17 protein-coding genes and 4 tRNA genes are annotated in these 22,463 nt (G+C 55.8%); 17 read left to right on the top strand and 4 right to left on the bottom strand.

Translation table 11 applies throughout. From position 1 onward, the window contains the following. The first annotated feature begins 232 nt into the window (after positions 1 to 232). From rho to ACMYSN_RS13970, 16 genes are all read left to right on the top strand, one after another. Entirely contained in the window at positions 233 to 1,492 is a 1,260-nt protein-coding gene (rho, locus tag ACMYSN_RS14045; protein WP_002883293.1) for a transcription termination factor Rho, read from the top strand. A 240-nt stretch (positions 1,493 to 1,732) separates the two neighbouring features. After that, on the top strand, positions 1,733 to 2,836 hold the full coding sequence (gene wecA / locus ACMYSN_RS14040) for a UDP-N-acetylglucosamine--undecaprenyl-phosphate N-acetylglucosaminephosphotransferase (protein WP_462495240.1): 1,104 nt from the start codon (positions 1,733 to 1,735) through the stop codon (positions 2,834 to 2,836). Positions 2,837 to 2,849: 13 nt separating this feature from the next. After that, positions 2,850 to 3,896, top strand: a complete 1,047-nt coding sequence (wzzE, locus tag ACMYSN_RS14035; protein WP_462495239.1) for an ECA polysaccharide chain length modulation protein — start codon at positions 2,850 to 2,852, stop codon at positions 3,894 to 3,896. A 43-nt stretch (positions 3,897 to 3,939) separates the two neighbouring features. Further along, positions 3,940 to 5,073, top strand: coding sequence for a UDP-N-acetyl glucosamine 2-epimerase (gene wecB / locus ACMYSN_RS14030; protein WP_462495238.1), 1,134 nt, complete (start codon positions 3,940 to 3,942; stop codon positions 5,071 to 5,073). Continuing rightward, a complete protein-coding gene (gene wecC, locus ACMYSN_RS14025) occupies positions 5,070 to 6,332 on the top strand; it encodes a nucleotide sugar dehydrogenase (RefSeq protein WP_462495237.1) in 1,263 nt (420 codons plus the stop codon). Before wecB ends, wecC begins: the two co-directional genes overlap by 4 nt. A gap of 78 nt (positions 6,333 to 6,410) precedes the next feature. Next, the gene (gene rffC / locus ACMYSN_RS14020) at positions 6,411 to 7,085 is read left to right on the top strand and encodes a dTDP-4-amino-4,6-dideoxy-D-galactose acyltransferase (RefSeq protein WP_462495236.1); all 675 of its coding nucleotides are present in this window, start codon (positions 6,411 to 6,413) and stop codon (positions 7,083 to 7,085) included. A 4-nt stretch (positions 7,086 to 7,089) separates the two neighbouring features. Further along, positions 7,090 to 8,220, top strand: coding sequence for a dTDP-4-amino-4,6-dideoxygalactose transaminase (gene rffA / locus ACMYSN_RS14015; protein ID WP_462495235.1), 1,131 nt, complete (start codon positions 7,090 to 7,092; stop codon positions 8,218 to 8,220). Between the two features lies 1 nt (position 8,221). Next, complete coding sequence (gene wzxE, locus ACMYSN_RS14010; protein WP_462495234.1) at positions 8,222 to 9,472, top strand: O-antigen translocase; 1,251 nt, start codon at positions 8,222 to 8,224, stop codon at positions 9,470 to 9,472. Continuing rightward, on the top strand, positions 9,469 to 10,548 hold the full coding sequence (locus ACMYSN_RS14005; RefSeq protein WP_462495233.1) for a TDP-N-acetylfucosamine:lipid II N-acetylfucosaminyltransferase: 1,080 nt from the start codon (positions 9,469 to 9,471) through the stop codon (positions 10,546 to 10,548). Before wzxE ends, ACMYSN_RS14005 begins: the two co-directional genes overlap by 4 nt. Further along, positions 10,545 to 11,894 (top strand): common antigen polymerase, encoded by a 1,350-nt coding sequence (gene wzyE / locus ACMYSN_RS14000; RefSeq protein ID WP_462495232.1) that lies wholly within the window; start codon positions 10,545 to 10,547, stop codon positions 11,892 to 11,894. Before ACMYSN_RS14005 ends, wzyE begins: the two co-directional genes overlap by 4 nt. 8 nt (positions 11,895 to 11,902) lie before the next feature. Then, positions 11,903 to 12,643, top strand: coding sequence for a lipopolysaccharide N-acetylmannosaminouronosyltransferase (gene wecG / locus ACMYSN_RS13995; protein ID WP_187042257.1), 741 nt, complete (start codon positions 11,903 to 11,905; stop codon positions 12,641 to 12,643). A 318-nt stretch (positions 12,644 to 12,961) separates the two neighbouring features. Then, a complete protein-coding gene (gene thrP, locus ACMYSN_RS13990; protein WP_462495231.1) occupies positions 12,962 to 14,347 on the top strand; it encodes an amino acid permease in 1,386 nt (461 codons plus the stop codon). Positions 14,348 to 14,449: 102 nt separating this feature from the next. Beyond that, positions 14,450 to 14,526 (top strand) — tRNA-Arg (locus tag ACMYSN_RS13985). Positions 14,527 to 14,590: 64 nt separating this feature from the next. Then, positions 14,591 to 14,666, top strand: a tRNA-His gene (locus tag ACMYSN_RS13980). 22 nt (positions 14,667 to 14,688) lie between these two features. After that, a tRNA-Leu gene (locus tag ACMYSN_RS13975) sits at positions 14,689 to 14,774 on the top strand. Positions 14,775 to 14,817: 43 nt separating this feature from the next. Then, positions 14,818 to 14,894 (top strand) — tRNA-Pro (locus ACMYSN_RS13970). 499 nt (positions 14,895 to 15,393) lie between these two features. On the opposite strand, the gene hemY is transcribed toward ACMYSN_RS13970, so the two are convergent. Genes hemY through hemC form a run of 4 tightly spaced genes read right to left on the bottom strand, consistent with a single transcriptional unit; the run spans position 15,394 to position 19,502 of the window. After that, positions 15,394 to 16,590 carry a protoheme IX biogenesis protein HemY gene (gene hemY / locus ACMYSN_RS13965; RefSeq protein ID WP_123758117.1) on the bottom strand — a complete coding sequence of 399 codons (1,197 nt, stop codon included), beginning with the start codon at positions 16,588 to 16,590 and terminating at the stop codon, positions 15,394 to 15,396. A 3-nt stretch (positions 16,591 to 16,593) separates the two neighbouring features. Next, positions 16,594 to 17,802: a uroporphyrinogen-III C-methyltransferase gene (hemX, locus tag ACMYSN_RS13960; RefSeq protein WP_462495230.1), complete on the bottom strand. Its 1,209-nt coding sequence runs from the start codon at positions 17,800 to 17,802 to the stop codon at positions 16,594 to 16,596. A gap of 21 nt (positions 17,803 to 17,823) precedes the next feature. Further along, positions 17,824 to 18,564: a uroporphyrinogen-III synthase gene (gene hemD / locus ACMYSN_RS13955; protein ID WP_462495229.1), complete on the bottom strand. Its 741-nt coding sequence runs from the start codon at positions 18,562 to 18,564 to the stop codon at positions 17,824 to 17,826. Next, positions 18,561 to 19,502 (bottom strand): hydroxymethylbilane synthase, encoded by a 942-nt coding sequence (gene hemC / locus ACMYSN_RS13950; protein WP_462495228.1) that lies wholly within the window; start codon positions 19,500 to 19,502, stop codon positions 18,561 to 18,563. The genes hemD and hemC overlap by 4 nt, the downstream gene beginning before the upstream one ends. A gap of 348 nt (positions 19,503 to 19,850) precedes the next feature. Here hemC and cyaA point away from each other — a divergent pair, with 348 nt between their 5' ends. Then, positions 19,851 to 22,403: a class I adenylate cyclase gene (gene cyaA / locus ACMYSN_RS13945; RefSeq protein WP_123758113.1), complete on the top strand. Its 2,553-nt coding sequence runs from the start codon at positions 19,851 to 19,853 to the stop codon at positions 22,401 to 22,403. Positions 22,404 to 22,463: the final 60 nt, after the last annotated feature.

Genomic DNA, 22,463 nt, shown 5'->3' with positions numbered 1-22,463 from the left:
ATACCTTTGTTTGAATCTTGTTTTACCCAAAGCGTCCCGCAGCAATGCGCGAGAAGCTACAAATTCCGGGCTTATCACTCTTTCCGTTTGTCGTTCCAGCTCTGTGTTCTTTCCTGTGACCAGGCAACGTACAGGCACGAGATGAAGGCCGTTAACAGGCATGGAAGTTCCTGCCATACCATTCACAACATTAAGTTCGAGTTCTACCCCGAGTTTAAGAACCCACACCATTATGAATCTTACCGAATTAAAGAATACGCCGGTTTCTGAGCTGATTACTCTCGGCGAAAATATGGGGCTGGAAAACCTGGCCCGTATGCGTAAGCAGGATATTATTTTTGCCATCCTCAAGCAGCATTCGAAGAGTGGCGAAGATATCTTTGGCGATGGCGTACTGGAGATACTGCAGGATGGATTTGGTTTCCTCCGTTCAGCAGACAGCTCCTACCTCGCCGGTCCCGACGACATCTACGTATCCCCTAGCCAAATCCGCCGTTTCAACCTCCGCACTGGTGACACCATTTCCGGTAAGATTCGTCCTCCTAAAGAGGGTGAGCGTTACTTTGCTCTGTTGAAAGTTAACGAAGTTAACTACGACAAGCCGGAAAATGCGCGCAATAAGATCCTGTTCGAGAACTTAACGCCGCTGCATGCCAACTCTCGCCTGCGTATGGAACGTGGTAACGGTTCTACTGAAGACTTAACCGCTCGCGTACTGGATCTGGCCTCGCCGATCGGTCGTGGTCAGCGTGGTCTGATTGTCGCGCCGCCGAAAGCGGGTAAAACCATGCTGCTGCAGAACATCGCGCAGAGCATCGCGTACAACCACCCTGACTGTGTGCTGATGGTGCTGCTGATCGACGAACGTCCGGAAGAAGTGACCGAGATGCAGCGTCTGGTTAAAGGTGAAGTGGTAGCTTCGACCTTTGACGAACCAGCATCTCGCCACGTTCAGGTTGCTGAGATGGTTATCGAGAAGGCGAAACGCCTGGTTGAGCATAAGAAAGACGTAATCATTCTGCTCGACTCCATTACCCGTCTGGCCCGTGCGTACAACACCGTGGTCCCGGCATCAGGTAAGGTGCTGACCGGTGGTGTGGACGCCAACGCCCTGCACCGTCCGAAGCGTTTCTTCGGTGCTGCACGTAACGTTGAAGAGGGCGGTAGCCTGACCATCATCGCGACGGCCCTGATCGATACCGGTTCCAAAATGGACGAAGTTATCTACGAAGAGTTTAAAGGCACCGGTAACATGGAGCTGCACCTCTCTCGTAAGATTGCTGAAAAACGCGTCTTCCCGGCTATCGACTACAACCGTTCCGGTACCCGTAAAGAAGAGCTGCTCACCACTCAGGAAGAGCTGCAGAAGATGTGGATCCTGCGCAAAATCATCCATCCAATGGGTGAAATCGACGCGATGGAGTTCCTCATCAATAAGCTGGCGATGACCAAAACTAACGATGACTTCTTTGACATGATGAAGCGTTCGTAAGTTAACAAAGCCAAAAAAACGCCACGCAACCGCGTGGCGTTTTGTTTTTGGGATTTGTATGATCCAGGAAGGGAAAATAAAACTGGTATTATCGTATGATTAGCGTACCACTCCAGGCAGAGACAACTTTAACAGACTAAAATCTATACAATAAATTTGTAATGTTCTGCTTTACCCCTTCAGGAGTTGAGACATCGTCGTTATACTTCCCGGATTAACCATGCTGAGAGCACATGTGTTGTGAATTTACTCACTGCTATTACTGAATTAATCAGTATTTTTTTATTCACTACCCTTTTTATTTTTGTTGCTCGCAAAGCGGCAAAAAAAGTCGGGTTAGTGGATAAACCTAACTATCGAAAACGGCACCAGGGTTTGGTTCCGTTAGTGGGTGGCATCTCAGTTTACGCAGGCATTTGTTTTACCTTTGCTATCGCCGATTATTACATTCCCCATGCATCCTTATACCTGGCATGTGCCGGGATCCTTGTGCTGGTGGGGGCGCTGGATGACCGGTTTGATATCAGCGTAAAAATTCGCGCGGTTATCCAGGCCGCCATTGCCGTCGTGATGATGATGGCAGGAAATCTGCATCTGAGTAGCCTGGGCTTTATCTTCGGCTCGTGGGAGCTGGTCCTTGGCCCGTTTGGCTTCTTCCTCACCCTCTTCGCCGTTTGGGCGGCGATCAACGCGTTTAATATGGTCGATGGCATCGACGGCCTGCTCGGTGGTTTGTCATCGGTCTCCTTCGCCGCTACCGGTATGATTCTGTGGTTCGACGGTCAGTACAGCCTGGCAATGTGGTGTTTTGCGATGATTGCCGCCATTTTGCCCTATATTTTACTGAACCTCGGTGCCCTTGGCCGTCGTTATAAAGTCTTTATGGGTGATGCCGGCAGCACCATGATTGGCTTCACCATTATCTGGATTTTGCTGGAAACAACCCAGGGCAAAACGCACCCGATAAGCCCGGTGACCGCGCTGTGGATTATTGCGATTCCGCTCATGGATATGGTGGCGATTATGTATCGTCGCCTGCGTAAGGGCATGAGTCCGTTCTCTCCGGATCGCCAGCACATTCATCATCTGATCATGCGTGCCGGGTTTACTTCCCGGCAGGCGTTTGTCCTGATTACTCTGGCAGCGGCAATACTGGCGCTGGTGGGCGTAGCGGCGGAATACACCCGCATCGTTCCTGAATGGGTGATGTTAATCCTCTTTTTATTGGCCTTTTTCCTTTATGGCTACTGTATCAAACGCGCATGGAAAGTGGCGCGACTGGTTAAGCGCATCAGACGTAGAATTCGGCGGCACAGCGGCAATAATCCAAAATTAACCAAGTAGAACTGGGGACGTGATGACTCAACCATTACCGGGAGCACAAGCAGTGAACGTTGAGAATGAGCTGGATATTCGCGGGCTGTTTCGCGCCTTATGGGCAGAAAAAATCTGGATAGTCGGCATGGCCGTGCTATTTGCGCTGATCGTTCTGGTTTACGCCTTCTTTGCTCGCCAGGAGTGGAGTGCAACGGCGATAACCGATCGGCCGACCGTCAATATGCTGGGTGGTTACTATTCTCAGCAGCAGTTCTTACGCAATCTGGATATTAAAGCCAACCTTGTACCGGTCGACCAGCCTTCGGCGATGGATCAGGCCTACAAAGAGTTCATCATGCAGCAGGGCTCCTGGGATACCCGCCGCGATTTCTGGCTGCAAACGGATTACTACAAGCAGCGTCAGTCGGGCAATGCCCGTGCCGATGCCGCACTGCTGGATGAGCTGATCAATAACATTCAGTTTATGCCCGGCGACCCGTTGAAAAACGTCAACGACAGCGTGAAGCTGACGGCGGAAACCGCGCCGGATGCCAATAATCTGCTGCGCCAGTATGTCGCGTTCGCCAGCCAACGTGCCGCAGGGCATCTGAACGATGAACTACGCGGTGCCTGGGCGGCTCGTACCGTACAGATGAAAGCGCAGGTGAAACGCCAGGAAGAAGTGGCGCGTGAAATTTTCAACCGCCGCACCCACAGCGTGGAAGAGGCGTTGAAAGTCGCACAGCAGCACAATATTTCCCGTAGCGAAACGGATATTCCGGCGGACCAGCTGCCGGATTCCGAACTGTTTTTACTCGGCAGGCCGATGCTGCAGGCTCGACTGGAAAATTTGCAGGCGGTTGGTCCGGAATACGATCTCGACTATGACCAAAGTCGTGCCATGCTGAATACGCTCAACGTTGGGCCGACCTTAGACCCACGTTTTCAGACTTACCGGTATTTGCGAACGCCGGAAGAACCTGTAAAACGTGATAGCCCGCGGCGTGTATTCCTCATGGTGATGTGGGGAATCGTAGGGGCGCTCATTGGTGCAGGCGTTGCATTATCGCGTCGCCGGGTCCAGTGATGAAGGGTAAATGGACTTCATCACCTAATCGAAGAGAATCGATGTGAAAGTACTAACGGTATTTGGCACAAGACCCGAAGCCATAAAAATGGCACCTCTGGTTCACGCACTGGCAAAGGATCCTCACTTTGAGGCCAAAGTGTGCGTCACCGCGCAGCATCGCGAGATGCTCGATCAGGTGCTAAAACTTTTTTCTATTGTTCCGGATTATGACCTCAATATCATGCAGCCAGGCCAGGGCCTGACTGAAATTACCTGCCGTATCCTCGAGGGGTTGAAGCCGGTTCTGGAGTCGTTTAAACCCGATGTCGTGCTGGTGCATGGCGATACCACCACGACAATGGCCGCGAGTCTGGCCGCTTTTTACCAGCAGATCCCGGTCGGGCATGTTGAAGCCGGTCTGCGTACTGGCGACCTGAGCTCACCCTGGCCAGAAGAGGGCAACCGTACGTTGACCGGGCGCCTGGCGACCTGGCACTTCGCGCCAACGGAAACCTCGCGGGAAAACCTGCTTAAAGAAAACATCGCGCCGGGCCAGATCACGGTGACCGGTAATACGGTGATCGACGCACTGTTCTGGGTTCGCGATCGGGCGCTGGGTGATGAAGCGCTGCGTACTACGCTGATGCAGCGTTATCCTTTCCTGGCGAATGGCAAGAAGATGATTCTGGTCACCGGCCATCGTCGGGAGAGCTTTGGCCGCGGGTTTGAGCAAATCTGCCAGGCGCTGGCCGAGATCGCCGCCAGTCATCCCGAAGTACAAATTGTCTATCCGGTTCACCTGAACCCGAACGTCAGTGAGCCAGTAAACCGTATTCTCGGCCACGTTGATAACGTGATTTTGATTGAACCGCAGGATTACCTGCCGTTTGTCTGGCTGATGGATAACGCCTGGCTGATCCTCACCGACTCAGGCGGTATTCAGGAAGAAGCACCCTCTCTGGGGAAACCGGTGCTGGTGATGCGCGACATGACGGAGCGCCCGGAGGCGGTTGCCGCAGGCACCGTGCGTCTGGTGGGGACCGACCGTCAGCGCATCGTTGCTGAAGTCACGCATCTGCTCGAGGATGATGCCGCATACCAGGCCATGAGCCGGGCACATAATCCTTATGGCGATGGTCAGGCATGTCACCGAATTTTGTCCGCACTTAAAAATAATAATCAGGTAACGCTATGAGTTTTTCTACCATTTCAGTGATTGGCCTTGGGTACATTGGCTTGCCAACCGCTGCCGCGTTCGCCTCCCGGCAGAAGCGGGTGGTCGGCGTTGATATTAATCAACATGCCGTGGAGACCATTAACCGTGGGGAGATTCATATCGTTGAACCGGATTTGGCGAGCGTCGTCAAAACCGCGGTCGAGCAGGGCTATTTAAGCGCCACGACCACGCCGGTTGCGGCGGATGCCTACCTGATTGCGGTTCCTACGCCATTTAAAGACCTGCACGAGCCGGATATGGTTTTTGTGGAGTCGGCGGCAAAATCTATTGCGCCGGTGCTGCAGAAAGGGGCGCTGGTGATTCTGGAGTCGACTTCTCCGGTAGGGGCCACCGAACAGATGGCCGCCTGGCTGGCAGAAATGCGCCCGGACCTGAGCTTCCCGCAGCAGGCCGGTGAAGCTGCAGACGTCAACATTGCCTATTGCCCGGAGCGCGTTCTGCCGGGGCAGGTGATGGTCGAGCTGATCAAAAACGACCGTGTTATCGGCGGTATGTCACCGGTGTGTTCTGCGCGCGCCAGCGAACTGTATAAAATCTTTCTTGAAGGCGAATGCGTGGTGACCAACTCCCGCACCGCCGAGATGTGTAAGCTGACCGAAAACAGCTTCCGCGATGTCAATATCGCCTTTGCCAACGAACTGTCGCTGATCTGCGCCGATCAGGGAATTAACGTCTGGGAGCTGATTCGCCTGGCGAACCGCCATCCGCGCGTCAATATCCTGCAGCCGGGCCCGGGAGTTGGTGGGCACTGTATCGCCGTCGACCCGTGGTTTATCGTGGCGCAGAACCCGCAGCAGGCGCGACTCATCCGCACCGCCCGTGAAGTCAACGATCATAAGCCTGACTGGGTTATCAACCAGGTGAAAGCGCAGGTCGCGGATTGCCTGGCAGCCAGTAACAAGCGTGCCAGCGAACTGAAAATCGCCTGCTTTGGCCTGGCGTTTAAGCCCAACATCGACGATCTGCGTGAAAGCCCGGCGATGGCTATCGCGAAGCAAATTGCCCACTGGCACAGCGGTGACACCTGGGTGGTTGAACCCAATATTCACCAGCTGCCGAAGCAGCTGGATGGCCTGTGTTCGTTGGCCTTGCTGGAGGATGCGTTAGCCAGTGCCGATGTGCTGGTGATGCTGGTGGACCATAATGAGTTTAAAGCCATCAGCGGCGACAGCGTGACGCAGACCTATATTGTCGATACCAAAGGGGTATGGCGGTGAGTCCAATACTGGTCAGCGACGGCAGTCTGCGTTGTCTTTCGGGCGCTGGCCCTGACCACCCTGTCCGGGATACCTCTCATGTCTCTCCATGCCAGTATTGAACCCCTGGAATGGGAAAATCGCTTCTTTGGCATTCATAGTGCGATAGTCCGTTTCCGTGACGATGCCCCACCGCTGACCGCGCAAGCGTTGGCGGGCTGGTCACGTCTGCAAGCAAAGATCGCGGCAGATAACAGCGAACAGCTGGATGCGCTCCAGCAACTGGGCTTCCAGTTGGTGGAAGGCGAGATCGATCTGGCGCTGCCGGTCGGTGCTCCTGACGGCGCATGCGGTGATGTGGCGACCGTGGTGGACATTCCCCGGTTGCGCGAGCTGGCGGCCCAGGCGTTTTCTCAAAGCCGCTTTCGCGCGCCCTGGTACGCGGCAGACGTCAGCGGCCGGTTCTATGCGCAATGGATTGAAAACGCGGTACGCGGCACGTTCGATAACCAGTGCCTGATTTTTCGCGCCGCCGATGGCGATATTCGCGCTTTTGTTTCACTGCGACAACTCAACGAGACGGACGCCCGGATTGGCCTGTTGGCCGGTCGCGGTGCCGGCGCGGAACTGATGCAGGCCGCACGGCGCTGGGCTGAACATCGTCAACTCTCTACACTGCGGGTGGCAACCCAGATGGGCAATACCGCCGCGCTTAAACGTTATATTCTCAGCGGTGCGAATGTGGAAAACACCGCGTACTGGTTATACAGGTGACAACATGATCCCATTTAACGCGCCGCCGGTCGTCGGTACCGAGCTTGAGTATATGCAATCCGCGATGGGCAGCGGCAAGCTGTGTGGCGATGGCGGATTTACCCGTCGCTGCCAGCAATGGCTGGAGCAACGTTTCGGAACGGCAAAAGCGCTGCTGACGCCTTCCTGCACCGCTTCGCTGGAGATGGCGGCGCTGCTGCTGGATATCCAGCCGGGCGATGAAGTGATTATGCCAAGCTACACTTTCGTTTCGACCGCCAACGCCTTTGTGCTGCGCGGGGCAAAAATCGTCTTCGTTGATATTCGTCGCGATACCATGAACATCGACGAAACGAAGATTGAAGCCGTGATTAACGAGAAAACCCGGGCGATTGTGCCGGTGCACTATGCCGGCGTGGCCTGCGAGATGGACACCATTATGGCCCTTGCCAGCAAATACAATCTGTTCGTGGTTGAAGATGCCGCGCAGGGTGTGATGTCGACCTATAAAGGTCGCGCGCTGGGTACCATCGGCCATATCGGCTGTTTCAGCTTCCATGAAACCAAAAACTATACCGCCGGTGGTGAAGGCGGGGCGACGCTGATCAACGATCGTCAGCTGATCGAGCGCGCAGAAATTATCCGCGAGAAGGGCACTAACCGCAGCCAGTTCTTCCGTGGGCTGGTGGATAAGTACACCTGGCGCGATATCGGATCCAGCTACCTGATGTCCGATCTGCAGGCGGCCTACCTGTGGGCGCAGCTGGAGGCGGCTGAACAGATTAACCAGCAGCGCTTGACGTTATGGCAACGCTATTACGACGCGCTGCTGCCGCTGGCCCAGGCCGGTCGCATCGATCTGCCCGTCATTCCTGCTGACTGCGGGCATAACGCGCATATGTTTTATATTAAGCTGCGCGATATCGACGATCGCAGCAACCTGATTGCCTGGCTGAAAGAGGCGGAAATCCTGGCGGTGTTCCACTACATTCCGCTGCATAGCTGCCCGGCGGGCGAGCAATTCGGCGAGTTCCGCGGTGAGGATCGTCATACCACTCAGGAAAGCGAGCGTCTACTGCGCCTGCCGCTGTTCTACAACCTGACGTCGACCAACCAACGTACGGTGATTAACTCGCTCCTGAGCTATTTCTCCTGATATGTCGCTGGCTAAAGCTTCACTGTGGACCGCCGCGTCTACGCTGGTTAAAATTGGCGCCGGGCTGCTGGTGGTTAAACTGCTGGCGGTCTCCTATGGACCAGCAGGGGTCGGCCAGGCGGGTAACTTCCGCCAGCTGGTCACCGTGCTTGGCGTGCTGGCAGGGGCAGGTATTTTCAATGGCGTGACCAAACTGGTCGCGCAACACCACGACGATCGGCAGCAGCTCAATAACGTGGTCGGCACCGCCTCGGCGATGGTGCTCGGCTTCTCGACGCTGCTGGCACTCATCTTTTTGCTGGCGGCGGCACCGATTAGCCAGGGGCTGTTTGGCCACACCCAATACCAGGGGCTGGTTCGCCTTGTGGCGCTGGTTCAGATGGGGATTGCGTGGGCCAACCTGCTGCTGGCGTTGATGAAAGGTTTTCGCGATGCGGCGGGGAATGCCCTGTCGCTGATCGCCGGTAGCCTGATTGGCGTCGTGGCCTACTATGGTTGCTACCATTTTGCTGGCTATCAGGGAGCGCTGCTTGGGCTGGCACTGGTACCGGCGCTGGTGGTGGTGCCGGCGGCCATTGTGTTATGGCGGCGTGGGACCATTCCGCTCAGCGCGCTGCGGCCACGCTGGGATAACAGCCTGGCGGGACAGCTTTCCAAATTTACCCTGATGGCGCTGATGACCTCGGTGACGCTGCCGGTGGCCTACGTGATGATGCGTAATCTGCTGGCGGAGCGCTATGGCTGGGAAGCGGTCGGGATCTGGCAAGGGGTCAGCAGCATTTCCGATGCCTATCTGCAGTTTATTACCGCATCGTTTAGCGTCTACCTGCTGCCGACGCTCTCGCGATTGACGGACAAATCGGCGATTACCCGCGAGATCGGCAAATCCTTAAAATTTGTCCTCCCGGCAGTGGCTGCGGCGAGCTTAACCGTCTGGTTGCTACGCGATTTTGCCATCTGGCTGCTATTTTCAGACCGCTTTACGGCGATGCGCGACCTGTTTGCCTGGCAACTGGTGGGCGATGTGCTTAAGGTGGGTGCCTATGTTTATGGTTATCTGGTGATCGCGAAAGCATCACTGCGCTTTTATATACTAACGGAAATCAGCCAGTTTACGTTGCTGACCGCCTTCTCGCACTGGCTGATCCCAGCGAATGGTGCAATTGGCGCGGCGCAGGCGTATATGGCAACTTATATTGTTTATTTCGCCCTTTGTAGTGGCGTGTTTTTACTCTGGCGTAGACGGGCATGACAGCACTGATACATGTACTGGGATCGGATATCCCGCACCACAACCAGACCGTTCTGCGGTTTTTTAACGACGAGCTGGCCGCGCATGACGAGCAGGCGCGTCAGTTTATGGTCGTCGGTGATGCAACAGGAATGCGCGAGGCGTATCCGGCGTTGTCGATCACCTGCTATTCCGGGAAAAAGTCGCTGGCGCAGGCGGTCATTGCTAAGGCAAAGACCAATCGTCAGCAGCGCTTTTTTTTCCACGGTCAGTTTAATACCGGGCTGTGGCTGGCTCTGCTGAGCGGAGGCATCCGTCCCGCCCAGTTTAACTGGCATATCTGGGGCGCCGATCTGTATGAGAATTCGTCGAGCCTGAAGTTCCGTCTATTCTACCCGCTGCGACGCCTGGCGCAGGGCAGAGTCGGGCGTGTGTTTGCCACCCGGGGCGATCTGAGCTGGTTTGCCCGCCGCCATCCGCGCGTGCCTGGCGAGCTGCTCTATTTCCCGACGCGTATGGACCCGACGCTTAATTCGCTGGCCGATAGCGCGCCGCAGTCCCAGACGCTGACCATCCTGGTGGGTAACTCGGGCGATCGCAGCAACGAGCATATTGCAGCGTTGCGGGCTATTCATCAGCAGTTTGGCGATACGGTGAACGTGATCCTGCCGATGGGGTATCCGGAAAACAATGCGGACTATATTCGTGAAGTGCAGGCGGAAGGGGCGGCGTTGTTCTGCGCCGCGCACCTGCAGATACTGAGCGAAAAGCTAGAATTTCATGATTATCTGGACCTGCTGCGTCGCTGCGATCTGGGCTACTTCCTGTTTGCCCGCCAGCAAGGTATCGGGACATTATGTTTGTTGATTCAGGCGGGTATCCCCTGTGTACTGAACCGGGAAAATCCGTTCTGGCAGGATATGACGGAGCAGCATATCCCGGTACTGTTTACCGGCGATACGCTGGATGTCGCCGTCGTACGCGAGGCGCAGCGCCAGCTGGCTGGCGTTGATAAGAACCAGATTGCTTTCTTCCGGCCGAACTATCTCGCGGGCTGGCAGCAGGCGTTGCGGATTGCGGCGGGGGTCAACTCATGACATTAATGCCATTTTGCGGACTGCTGGTGGTCTGGCTACTGTCGACGCTGTTTATCGCTACCCTGACCTACTTTGAGTTTCGCCGCGTGCGCTTTAACTTCAACGTGTTTTTCTCGCTGCTGTTTTTGCTGACGTTCTTCTTTGGCTTCCCGCTGACCAGCATTCTGGTGTTCCGCTTTGATGTGAGCGTCGCCCCGCCGGACGTGCTGCTGCAAACGTTGCTGGTGTCGGTGTGCTTCTACGCGGTCTACTACGTGACCTATAAGACCCGTCTGCGCTCGGCCACCGACGATAGCCAGCGCCGCCCGCTGTTTACCATGAACCGCGTGGAAACCCATCTGGCCTGGGGCATTCTGCTGGGTATTGCCCTGTTATGCCTTGGGATTTTCTTTGCCCATAACGGCTTCCTGCTGTTCCGGCTCAACTCTTACAGCCAGATCTTCTCCAGCGAAGTCTCCGGTGTGGCGTTGAAGCGATTTTTCTATTTCTTTATTCCGGCGATGCTGGTGGTCTACTTCCTGCGCCAGGATTATAAGGCGTGGATTTTCTTCCTGATCAGCACCGTGGCGTTTGGCCTGCTGACCTACGCAATTGTCGGCGGCACCCGCGCCAACATTATTATCGCTTTCGCTATCTTCTTATTTATCGGCATCATTCGTGGCTGGATAAGCCTGTGGATGCTGGCGGCGGCAGGCGTCCTGGGGATTGTGGGGATGTTCTGGCTGGCGCTCAAACGCTATGGGATGAACGTCAGCGGCGATGAGGCGTTTTATACCTTCCTGTACCTGACCCGCGATACCTTCTCGCCGTGGGAGAACCTGGCGCTGCTGCTGCAGAACTACGATAAGATCGAATTCCAGGGGCTGGCGCCGATGATCCGCGACTTCTACGTCTTTATTCCCAGCTGGATGTGGCATGGTCGGCCATCGATGGTGCTCAACACCGCCAACTACTTTACCTGGGAAGTGCTGAACAACCACTCTGGCCTGGCTATTTCCCCCACGCTGATCGGCTCGCTGGTGGTGATGGGCGGCGTATGGTTTGTGCCGCTGGGCGCGGTGGCGGTCGGGCTTATCATCAAATGGTTCGACTGGCTGTATGAACTGGGCAACCGGGAGACTAACCGCTATAAAGCGGCCATTCTGCATAGCTTCTGTTTTGGCGCTATCTTCAACATGATAGTGCTGGCGCGCGAAGGGCTGGATTCATTTGGCTCACGCGTGGTGTTTTTCCTCGTGATCTTTGGCATCTGTTTACTGGCGGCGAAACTGCTGTACTGGCTGCTGGATAGTGCGGGGTTGATTCATCGGCGGGTCAAACCGCTTTCACAACCTCAGGTCAGATAAGGATGGACATGACTGAGACCATTTCGGCACCGTTGTATCTGCTGAGAGGCTTACAACTTATCGGCTGGCGTAATATGCAGCACGCTCTGGATTATCTTTACGCCGACGGCACGATTCGCCAGGGGACGCTGGTGGCGATCAATGCGGAGAAAATGCTGGCGGTTGAGGACAACCCCGAGGTCCGGGCGCTGATTGAGGCCGCGGAGTTTAAATACGCCGACGGCATCAGCGTAGTACGCTCGTTGCGGAAAAAATACCCCCAGGCGCAGGTGTCGCGCGTGGCGGGGGCCGACCTGTGGGAAGCGCTGATGGAGCGCGCGGGCGCGCAGGGCACACCGGTCTACCTGGTGGGCGGCAAGCCGGAAATACTGGCCCAGACTGAAGCACAGCTGCGTGCACGCTGGAACGTCAATATCGTGGGCAGTCAGGATGGCTATTTCGCCGCCGATCGACGTCAGGCGCTGTTTGAGCAGATCCGCGACAGCGGAGCCAAAATCGTCACCGTCGCGATGGGTTCACCGCGCCAGGAGATCCTGATGCGTGACTGCCGTGAAGTTTATCCCGAGGCGTTGTACATGGGCGTAGGCGGCACCTATGACGTCTTCACCGGCCATGTCCAGCGGGCGCCGCGGTTCTGGCAGAACCTTGGCCTGGAGTGGTTTTATCGTCTGGTATCCCAGCCGAGCCGAATTAAACGACAGATCCGCCTGCTGCGATATTTACGTTGGTATTACACCGGTCAACTCTGATATTCCACCACTGTCCGACGAGTTTGTGTACATATTCTGCGTGAATAGTTAACTCGTCTGATACTTTATTTGCCATTTCCTCAAAATTCATTAACCATTCGCAGGCTTAACGCGCGACGGGCACCCGGTGCCATCGCGCTGGCAAGGCTATTTCCTTTCACTCATTCATAAAAATAACCGGTATATGCACCACACCATTGGGGAGCTATCAAGGTGACAAACCCGTCACTCCCCGGTGGCGTCGATCATTTGTGCGGCGCTATCCAGCACGCTGGATGAGGGATAAAAACCGGAGGCAAGGCAAACACAAGAGGCTATATGACAGAGAAAAAAGTGGAACTCCAGCGCGGGCTGGAGGCCAGGCATATTGAACTGATCGCCCTTGGCGGGACGATTGGCGTAGGGTTATTTATGGGAGCAGCAAGTACGCTGAAGTGGGCCGGTCCTTCCGTCCTGCTGGCGTATATCATCGCCGGTATATTTGTCTTCTTTATCATGCGCTCGATGGGCGAGATGCTGTTCCTTGAGCCGGTGACCGGTTCATTCGCCGTATACGCGCACCGCTATATGAGTCCGTTCTTCGGCTACCTTACCGCCTGGTCGTACTGGTTTATGTGGATGGCGGTGGGGATCTCGGAGATTACGGCCATCGGGGTCTATGTGCAGTTCTGGTTCCCGGAGATGGCGCAATGGATACCGGCGTTGATTGCCGTCGGGCTGGTGGCGCTGGCGAACCTGGCAGCGGTGCGCCTGTACGGTGAAATCGAATTCTGGTTTGCGATGATCAAAGTCACCACCATTATCGTGATGATTGTGGTGGGGCTGGGGGTGATCTTCTTTGGCTTCGGTAACGGCGGTCACGCCATTGGTTTCTCGAACCTCAGCGAGCACGGCGGATTCTTCGCCGGCGGCTGGAAGGGCTTTCTGACGGCACTGTGTATTGTGGTGGCGTCCTATCAGGGCGTTGAGCTGATTGGTATCACCGCAGGTGAGGCGAAGAACCCGCAGGTCACGCTGCGTAGCGCGGTGGGGAAAGTCCTGTGGCGGATCCTGATTTTTTATGTGGGTGCCATTTTCGTTATTGTCACTATTTTCCCGTGGAACCAGATTGGTACGGGCGGCAGTCCGTTTGTCCTGACCTTCGCGAAAATCGGCATTACGGCTGCCGCAGGGATTATCAACTTTGTGGTGCTGACGGCAGCGCTGTCCGGCTGTAACAGCGGTATGTACAGCTGTGGACGGATGCTCTATGCGCTGGCGAAGAACCGTCAGCTGCCGGCGGCTATTGGTAAAGTCTCACGCAACGGCGTACCGGCCGTGGGCGTCGCGCTGTCGATTCTGATTCTGCTGGTCGGCTCCTGCCTGAACTATATTATCCCTAACCCGCAGCGGGTGTTCGTCTATGTCTACAGCGCCAGCGTGCTGCCGGGGATGGTGCCGTGGTTCGTGATCCTGATTAGCCAGATCCGTTTCCGCCACACCCATCAGGAGGCTATCGCCAGCCATCCTTTCCGTTCGCTGTTGTTCCCGTGGGCGAACTATCTCACGATGGCGTTTCTGATTTGTGTGCTGATCGGCATGGGTTTTAACGACGATACCCGTATGTCGCTGTTCGTCGGTATTCTTTTCCTCGCCCTGGTGACGCTCATTTATCGGGTATTTGGCTTCGCCAGGCAGGGGAATACCGAGAAAACGGCGGAATAAACGCCAAAATGAACAAAGCGTGACCAAACAGTAATTTTATTTAAAAAGGCACTAGACAGCGGGGGGGGAAGTCCGTAATATCCGACCCCGCAACGGCGCTAAGCGCCCGTAGCTCAGCTGGATAGAGCGCTGCCCTCCGGAGGCAGAGGTCTCAGGTTCGAATCCTGTCGGGCGCACCATTTAACCCGGTGCTTGAGCTGCGGTGGACTGTTTCAACAGGGCCGCGTGAAAAGATTTGTAGTGGTGGCTATAGCTCAGTTGGTAGAGCCCTGGATTGTGATTCCAGTTGTCGTGGGTTCGAATCCCATTAGCCACCCCATTATTTGATAGAGTTGTGAATTGCGAAGGTGGCGGAATTGGTAGACGCGCTAGCTTCAGGTGTTAGTGTCCTTAGGATGTGGGGGTTCGAGTCCCCCCCCTCGCACCACGACTTTAAAGAATTGAACTAAAAATTCAAAAAAGCAGTACATCGGCGAGTAGCGCAGCTTGGTAGCGCAACTGGTTTGGGACCAGTGGGTCGGAGGTTCGAATCCTCTCTCGCCGACCAATTTTGAACCCCGCTTCGGCGGGGTTTTTTGTTTTCTGCGCTCGCAGAAAAATCATCTATCCCCATGATATCGCTATCTATATTTCACTTATCGTGATGCGACTTATTGCCCGGAATAGTCTCAATTCATTGTGCGGACAGATACATTTTCCCCCGATCCTGTGCGATAATAACCGGGTAGATGCTCATTCCATCTCTTATGTTCGCCTTAGTGCCTCATAAACTCAGGAATGATGCAGAGCCGTTTAATGGTGCTTATCGTCCACTGACAGATGTCGCGTTTAGCCTCATCAAACACCATGGACATTACGTTGAGTGAAGCACCCAATTTGTTGTCAAACAGACCTGTTTTAACGCCTGCCCTGATTTCAGTGCAGGCGTTTTTTTATTTCAGGGATTGGCAGCCGATGGCAAAAGCAAGAATCAAGCAAGAGAGAGTAAAAAGCGGGTGCTGAGGAGAGCGCTATCGCCCCCAGAAGAGGCGATAGCAAAAGGGCGGTTACGCTTGCGGATTGTTCTGCAGGGTCAACAGCAGGCCATCACGGCGCATTAATGCCGCCTCTTCCGGTTGATGCATCCGGTCCAGCGTATCGGCCAGCCAGGCATAATCGAACGCATCCGGACGCTGTTTCAGCGCGGCACGGAACGCAATGCTGGCTTCTTGCCACTCGCCGTGACGCATCAGGGATTGCCCCAGGGTGCTCCACAGCAATGGACGGTCGCCGACGGTTTTGATCTGCTGACGCAGGACTTTTTCCAGCTGCTCAGGATTATTGGTCTTCAGGCGCGGAATCAGCATCGCCAGGCGGTCGTCATACTGCTTTTTCAGACCGTCGATAATAATCTGCTGTGCGGTATCGTGATCGTCGCTCTCAATCAGCAGGTTCGCCATCGCCACCTGCAACGTCACCTGGCTGCGGGTTTTGCGATTCTGGCTCTTCCACCATTCACGCAGCCCATCACTACCGCGGTCGGCCAGAGTTTGCCCCATCAGGCCAACCCAGGCCTGCTGCTCCAGCGCAGCGCGGTGTTCTTCATCGCCGACGTTGGCTTTCGCCATGGACGGGATGATATCCAGCAGGGAATTCCACGCCCCGGTGCGGGTATAGGCTTGCTCAGCCAGACGCAGTACTTCCGGATGTCTGGGGGTAATTTCCAGCAATTTATCAATGCCGTGGCGCGCCGCAAGATTCTCATTGCGGGCCAGCTGCAGACGTACGCGAGCGATCTCAACCGGGATGAGATCGTCCCCGGCCAGCTCAGTCGCGCGTTCCAGATGCTGATTGGCCCGGGCATCATCGCCACGCTGCTGTGCCGCTTCCGCCGCCATCAGGTAGTTCACCACCGGCTGTTCAGCATGATCGGCGTTTTTCGCCATCAGCTTCTCAACCTGCTGGTAGTCGCCTTCCGCCAGTTTGAGCAGCGCCTGCTCGGTCTGTTTACGTGCGCGACGGCGCTTACGACCAACGAACCAGCCGCGGGTATGCGCGCCGGTGCGGAAAATACGGCGGAACAGCCATTCGATAGCAAACAACACCACCATCGTGAGGATCATGATGATGACCAGCCCGGTGACGCTGGTTTCAATATTGTAGTTATCGGTCTGGATCAGCACGTATCCCTGGTGCCCGGAAATAATCGGACCGACCACGATCCCGGCGATCAACAGCGCGAACAGTAAGAGAATTTTCAACATGCGTTACTCTCCTTGTGCCGCGTGTGCAGGTGCCGGTTCAGATGCTGGCGCAGGTGCCGATGGGGCAGGGGCTGCTGGAGCCGGTGCGCTGCTCTGGGTGACGGCAGGCTGTGCCATCAGGCTGCGGACCCGCGTTTGCATTAGCTTCTCAAGAATGGCCTGGCTCTGCAGATTATCCGGCACGCTCATCGTGATGCTTTGCTGGCTCAGCTTATCGACATCCTCAAGGAAGGCCTTGGTCGTGGCATCTTCGGTATCGTAATACGCCCGCACCCACGTCGAGACGTTATCCAGCGCCTGCTTGTAGGTTTCTTCCTGATGGCGCGGGACCGCTTGGGCAGCAACCAGCAGACGAGAGCGAATATTTTCGCGCAGGTAGACGTCCTGGTTCGGCGCCAGCAGCGGTACCGCCGTTTCGTCGCGACGACGAATGGTGATAAAGCTGTCCATAAAGTTCTGCCAGCTTTTCTGCAGATTGACGCGCCATTCGCCAATGGAGCTGGAGAGCTCTTCGCTGTCGGAATCCATCGGGGAGTCGTCGTCATTGTTGTCGGCGAGACGCAGGTTATCAATCTGGTTCGCGAGCTGGTTGACCTTGAGGATAATACCGTCATAGTCCACCTGGCTGACCGCTGACAACGAGGTAATATCGTCGGTGATGGCGCGGCGGGCGCTAATCAGGCTGGGATCGTTCATATCGGCGAGGCTGGCGTCGGCGCTTTTTAGCAGCGCGGCGGCGGTGGTGACGTCCTGATCGCTCCACAGTTTACGCCCGGCGGATTTCACCAGGAAGTCGGCCTGTGCCAGCAGCCAGGTTTTGGCATCGCTGCCGGAAATCACCGCTACTTTTTGTTGCACCTCTTCCAGCTGCTTCGTCAGTGCTTCCTGCTGATGTTTTGCGTCGGCGAGTTGGTCAGCCTGCTGTTTAAGCAGACTTTCGAATTCATTTTTCTGGCTCTCTTGCGCTTTAAGCAGCGCGGCGACCTGGTCGCCAAGCACCGTACTGGTTTCGTTCTGCCGGGAGACTTGCTGTTTATTCAAACTAAACAGGCCCACGCCAGCGGCGAGGGCAATGGCGATAGCCACCGCGCTAAGGACGAGGCTGGTTTTATTACCGCCGTTTTTCTTTCCGCTATTCTCTGGCTGTGGCGTCTTGTCCACGGCCTCCCTGGTCTCTTCAACCACGGCGGATTGGTTTTGTTGTTCCGTCATTATGGCTTCCAATGTTGAGAGTTATTGTAATGCGCGTAGCAGCGCATCGTTGTCGGCACCATCGGCAACCTGGATATCCTGCCAGCCCAAATCACGGGCCTGCCGGGCCAGGCGTTCACTGACAACGACAATGCGACAGCGTAGGAGCCACCGCTCGTGATACCACTGCGGCATCAGTGTCCAAAGCTGTTGCAGCATCTCACCGCTGGTGATGACCAGGGTGTTGATGCCGCGGGACTGCCAGCGCATTGCTTCTTCTGCGCCATCATAATGCTTTGTATTGCGTTGATAACATTCACAAAAAGTGACTTCTGCACCGCGTTCACGGAGCGTTTCACCTAACAATTCCCGCCCACCATTACCGCGAAGAAGGAGCGCCTTCTTTCCCGCAATGTTTTGTAATTCAGGTAATTGTAGCAAGACTTCGCTGATTTCCCGATCTAATGGGTAGCGAATATTCTGACCACTGACCGTATGCAGCGCCAGTGCGGTGGTGCGGCCAATCGCGAAATAGTCCGCTGCCTGCGGCCAGCGCTGACCCAGCTGCTGCAGGCGCGCGTGAGCAAACTTGACGGCGTGCTGCGACAGCGCGAACAGGAGATCGCCGGCCGATAAGGCGGCCAACTGACCGCTTAACGCGTGCAGTTGGCGACCGGGGGTAAATTCAATAAGCGGAAAGCTCCAGGCCTCCTGTCCTTGTAAGCGCAGGCGGCTGACCAGCTCTTCGCCTTGCGGCAGCGGACGGGTGACCAGGATGCTCATCGCGGCGCTTCTCCGGCATACACCACGGCGAGAATATCGCGGGCGCCGTTATCCAGCAGCTCTTCGGCAAGGGAAACACCGAGACGTTCCGCCTCTTGCGGATGACCGCGTCGCTCACCCTGGACCATTTGCGAACCGTCCGGCGCGCCAACCAGCGCCCGCAGCCACAACTCACCATCGATAAGCTCGGCGTAGCTGCCGATAGGCACCTGACAGCCACCTTCCAGCCGGGTGTTCATCGCCCGTTCGGCGCGTACCCGAATGGCGGTCTCGTCGTGATTGAGCGGGGCCAGCAGCGTCTGCGTCCAGCTATCGTCCAGGCGACATTCAATTCCAACGGCGCCCTGGCCGACGGCAGGCAGTGACTGCTCCGGCGTCAACGGCTGGCGAATGCGCGCTTCCAGACCCAGGCGCTTAAGCCCGGCGGCGGCGAGGATAATGGCGTCATATTCGCCGCTATCGAGTTTGCCGAGACGTGTGCCCACGTTGCCGCGCAGCGAGCGGATCACCAGATCCGGACGGCGTGCGGCGAGCTGGCACTGACGGCGTAAACTTGATGTGCCAACGATGCTGCCGTGCGGCAGTGCATCGATTGAGGCGTAGTTATTCGACACGAAAGCGTCGCGCGGATCTTCGCGCTCGCAAATTGTGACCAGTCCCAGCCCCTCAGGGAACTCGACGGGAACATCTTTCATGGAGTGCACGGCGATATCCGCGCGTCCTTCCATGATGGCCAGCTCTAATTCTTTGACAAATAAACCTTTACCGCCCACTTTTGCCAGCGGTGTATCAAGGAGTACGTCGCCGCGCGTGACCATCGGCACCAGTTCTACGACCAGGCCAGGATGGCAGGACTCAAGGCGATCTTTCACATAATGCGCCTGCCATAGCGCAAGTGGGCTTTGCCGTGTGGCAATTCTCAAAACTTTGTCTAACATGCTTGTTACCGTCATTGTCGACCACAAACTATCCTAACATTGTTGCCTTAGGGATGTTAGTTTTGTGGGTATAGGGCCGTGGCGCTTTGGTTATTGACGTTTGATGCGCATCGCGGTTGCCGCAACCGTAGTGATGAATTTACACACAGTAAACGGTGCTACACTTGTATGTAGCGCATCTTTCTTTACGGTCAATCAGCAAGGTGTTAGATTGATCACGTTTTAAACCATTTGTCCGTCAGCAGTTCATCACAACCACACCGACGACGAATGGTGACGGTTTTTGTTGAAATACTGAAATCCTCCGTACTATTGTACGACGGTTTTTTGAACATCAGGCGATATGTCTTGTACCTCTATATTGAGACACTGAAACAGAGACTGGATGCCATCAACCAACTGCGCGTAGATCGCGCGCTTGCTGCCATGGGACCCGCTTTCCAGCAGGTTTACAGTCTACTGCCGACATTATTACATTATCATCACCCGTTGATGCCGGGTTACCTTGACGGTAACGTTCCCCGTGGCATTTGCCTCTACACGCCTGATGAAACCCAACGCCACTACCTTGATGAGCTGGAACTCCACCGGGGCCTGCTAACGCAGGAGCCGCCGAAAGGCGAGCTGCCGATTACCGGCCTGTACTCGATGGGCAGTACCTCCTCTGTAGGGCAAAGCTGTTCCTCCGACCTCGATATCTGGGTGTGCCATCAGGCATGGCTCGATACCGAAGAACGCCAGCTGTTACAACGTAAATGCAGCCTGCTTGAAAGCTGGGCGGCATCGCTGGGCGTTGAAGTCAGCTTCTTCCTGATTGACGAAAACCGCTTCCGCCACAATGAAAGCGGCAGCCTGGGCGGCGAAGACTGCGGCTCCACGCAGCATATTTTGCTGCTAGATGAGTTCTACCGCACCGCGGTGCGCCTCGCCGGGAAACGTATTCTGTGGAATATGGTGCCGTGCGAAGAAGAAGATCACTACGACGATTACGTCATGAGCCTGTATGCCCAGGGCGTACTGACGCCAAACGAGTGGCTGGATCTCGGCGGCCTGAGCTCGCTGTCGGCGGAAGAGTACTTCGGCGCCAGCCTGTGGCAGCTGTATAAAAGCATCGATTCGCCATATAAGGCCGTGCTGAAAACCCTGCTGCTGGAAGCGTACTCCTGGGAGTACCCGAACAACCGTCTGCTGGCGAAAGACATTAAACAGCGCCTGCATGATGGTGAGATCGTTTCTTTTGGTCTCGACCCTTACTGCATGATGCTGGAGCGTGTTACCGCCTATCTGCAGGCGATCGAAGATGACACTCGTCTCGATCTGGTACGCCGTTGCTTCTACCTGAAAGTCTGCGAAAAACTCAGCCGCGAGCGCGCCTGCGTGGGCTGGCGTCGTGAAGTCGTCAGCCATCTGGTCAAAGAGTGGGGCTGGGATGAAAAGCGTCTGATGATGCTGGACAACCGGGCGAACTGGAAGATCGACGAAGTCCGCAAAGCGCACAACGAACTGCTGGATGCGATGATGCAAAGCTATCGCAACCTGATCCGCTTTGCGCGGCGCAATAACCTGAGCGTTTCCGCCAGCCCACAGGATATCGGCGTGCTGACCCGTAAGCTGTATGCCGCGTTTGAAGCGCTGCCGGGGAAAGTGACCCTGGTGAACCCGCAAATTTCACCGGATCTCTCCGAGCCGAATCTGACCTTTATCCACGTGCCGCCTGGCCGTGCCAACCGCACCGGCTGGTACGTCTATAACCGCGCGCCGGATATGGAATCGATCATCAGCCATCAGCCGCTGGAATATAACCGTTATCTTAATAAGCTGGTGGCATGGGCCTGGTTTAATGGCCTGCTGACGTCACGTACTCGCCTGTTTATTAAGGGCAACGGTATCGTTGATCTGGCGAAACTGCAGGAGATGGTGGCCGATGTGTCGCACCACTTCCCGCTGCGCCTGCCGTCGCCAACGCCAAAAGCGCTGTACAGCCCGTGCGAAATTCGCCACCTGGCCATTATCGTTAACCTCGAATATGACCCGACCGCGGCGTTCCGCAATCAGGTAGTGCATTTTGACTTCCGTAAGCTGGATGTCTTTAGCTTCGGTGAAGAGCAGAAGTGTTTAATTGGCAGCGTCGACCTGCTGTATCGTAACTCGTGGAACGAAGTGCGAACCCTGCACTTTAACGGCGAGCAGGCGATGATCGAAGCGCTTAAAACCATTCTGGGCAAGATGCACCAGGATGCAGCGCCGCCGGACAGCGTTGAAGTCTTCTGCTACAGCCAGCATCTGCGCGGCTTAATCCGTACCCGCGTGCAGCAGATGGTTTCCGAGTGTATTGAACTGCGTCTTTCGAGTACCCGTCAGGATACCGGCCGCTTTAAGGCGCTGCGGGTGTCCGGACAGACCTGGGGCCTGTTCTTTGAACGGCTGAACGTTTCGGTGCAGAAGCTGGAAAACGCGATCGAATTCTACGGCGCTATCTCGCATAACAAACTGCATGGCCTGTCGGTTCAGGTGGAAACCAACCACGTTAAGCTGCCGCAGGTGGTGGACGGGTTTGCCAGTGAAGGGATTATTCAGTTCTTCTTTGAAGATGCTGATAACGACAGCGGGTTTAACATCTATATTCTCGACGAGAGCAACCGCGCTGAGGTGTATCACCACTGTGAAGGCAGTAAAGAGGAGCTGGTGCGTGACGTGAGCCGTTTCTACTCGTCATCCCATGACCGCTTTACCTACGGCTCCAGCTTTATCAACTTCAACCTGCCGCAGTTCTATCAGATTGTTGACGTAGACGGCCGACCGCAGGTGATTCCTTTCCGTAGCCAGGCGATCGGCACCACCGCGACGCCGGTGAGCCAGGATACGACCGTCTCGCCGATGCTGCAGCAGCACTATTCCTGAGAGCGTCCCCTGAGTACCAGTAACCCGGATAACGCGCGACGCGCTGCTATCCGGGCATAT

It is taken from the genome of Klebsiella sp. R445, from assembly GCF_051131755.1.
Taxonomy (GTDB): domain Bacteria; phylum Pseudomonadota; class Gammaproteobacteria; order Enterobacterales; family Enterobacteriaceae; genus Klebsiella; species Klebsiella lignicola.
This window is presented reverse-complemented; position numbering and strand designations above follow the sequence as displayed.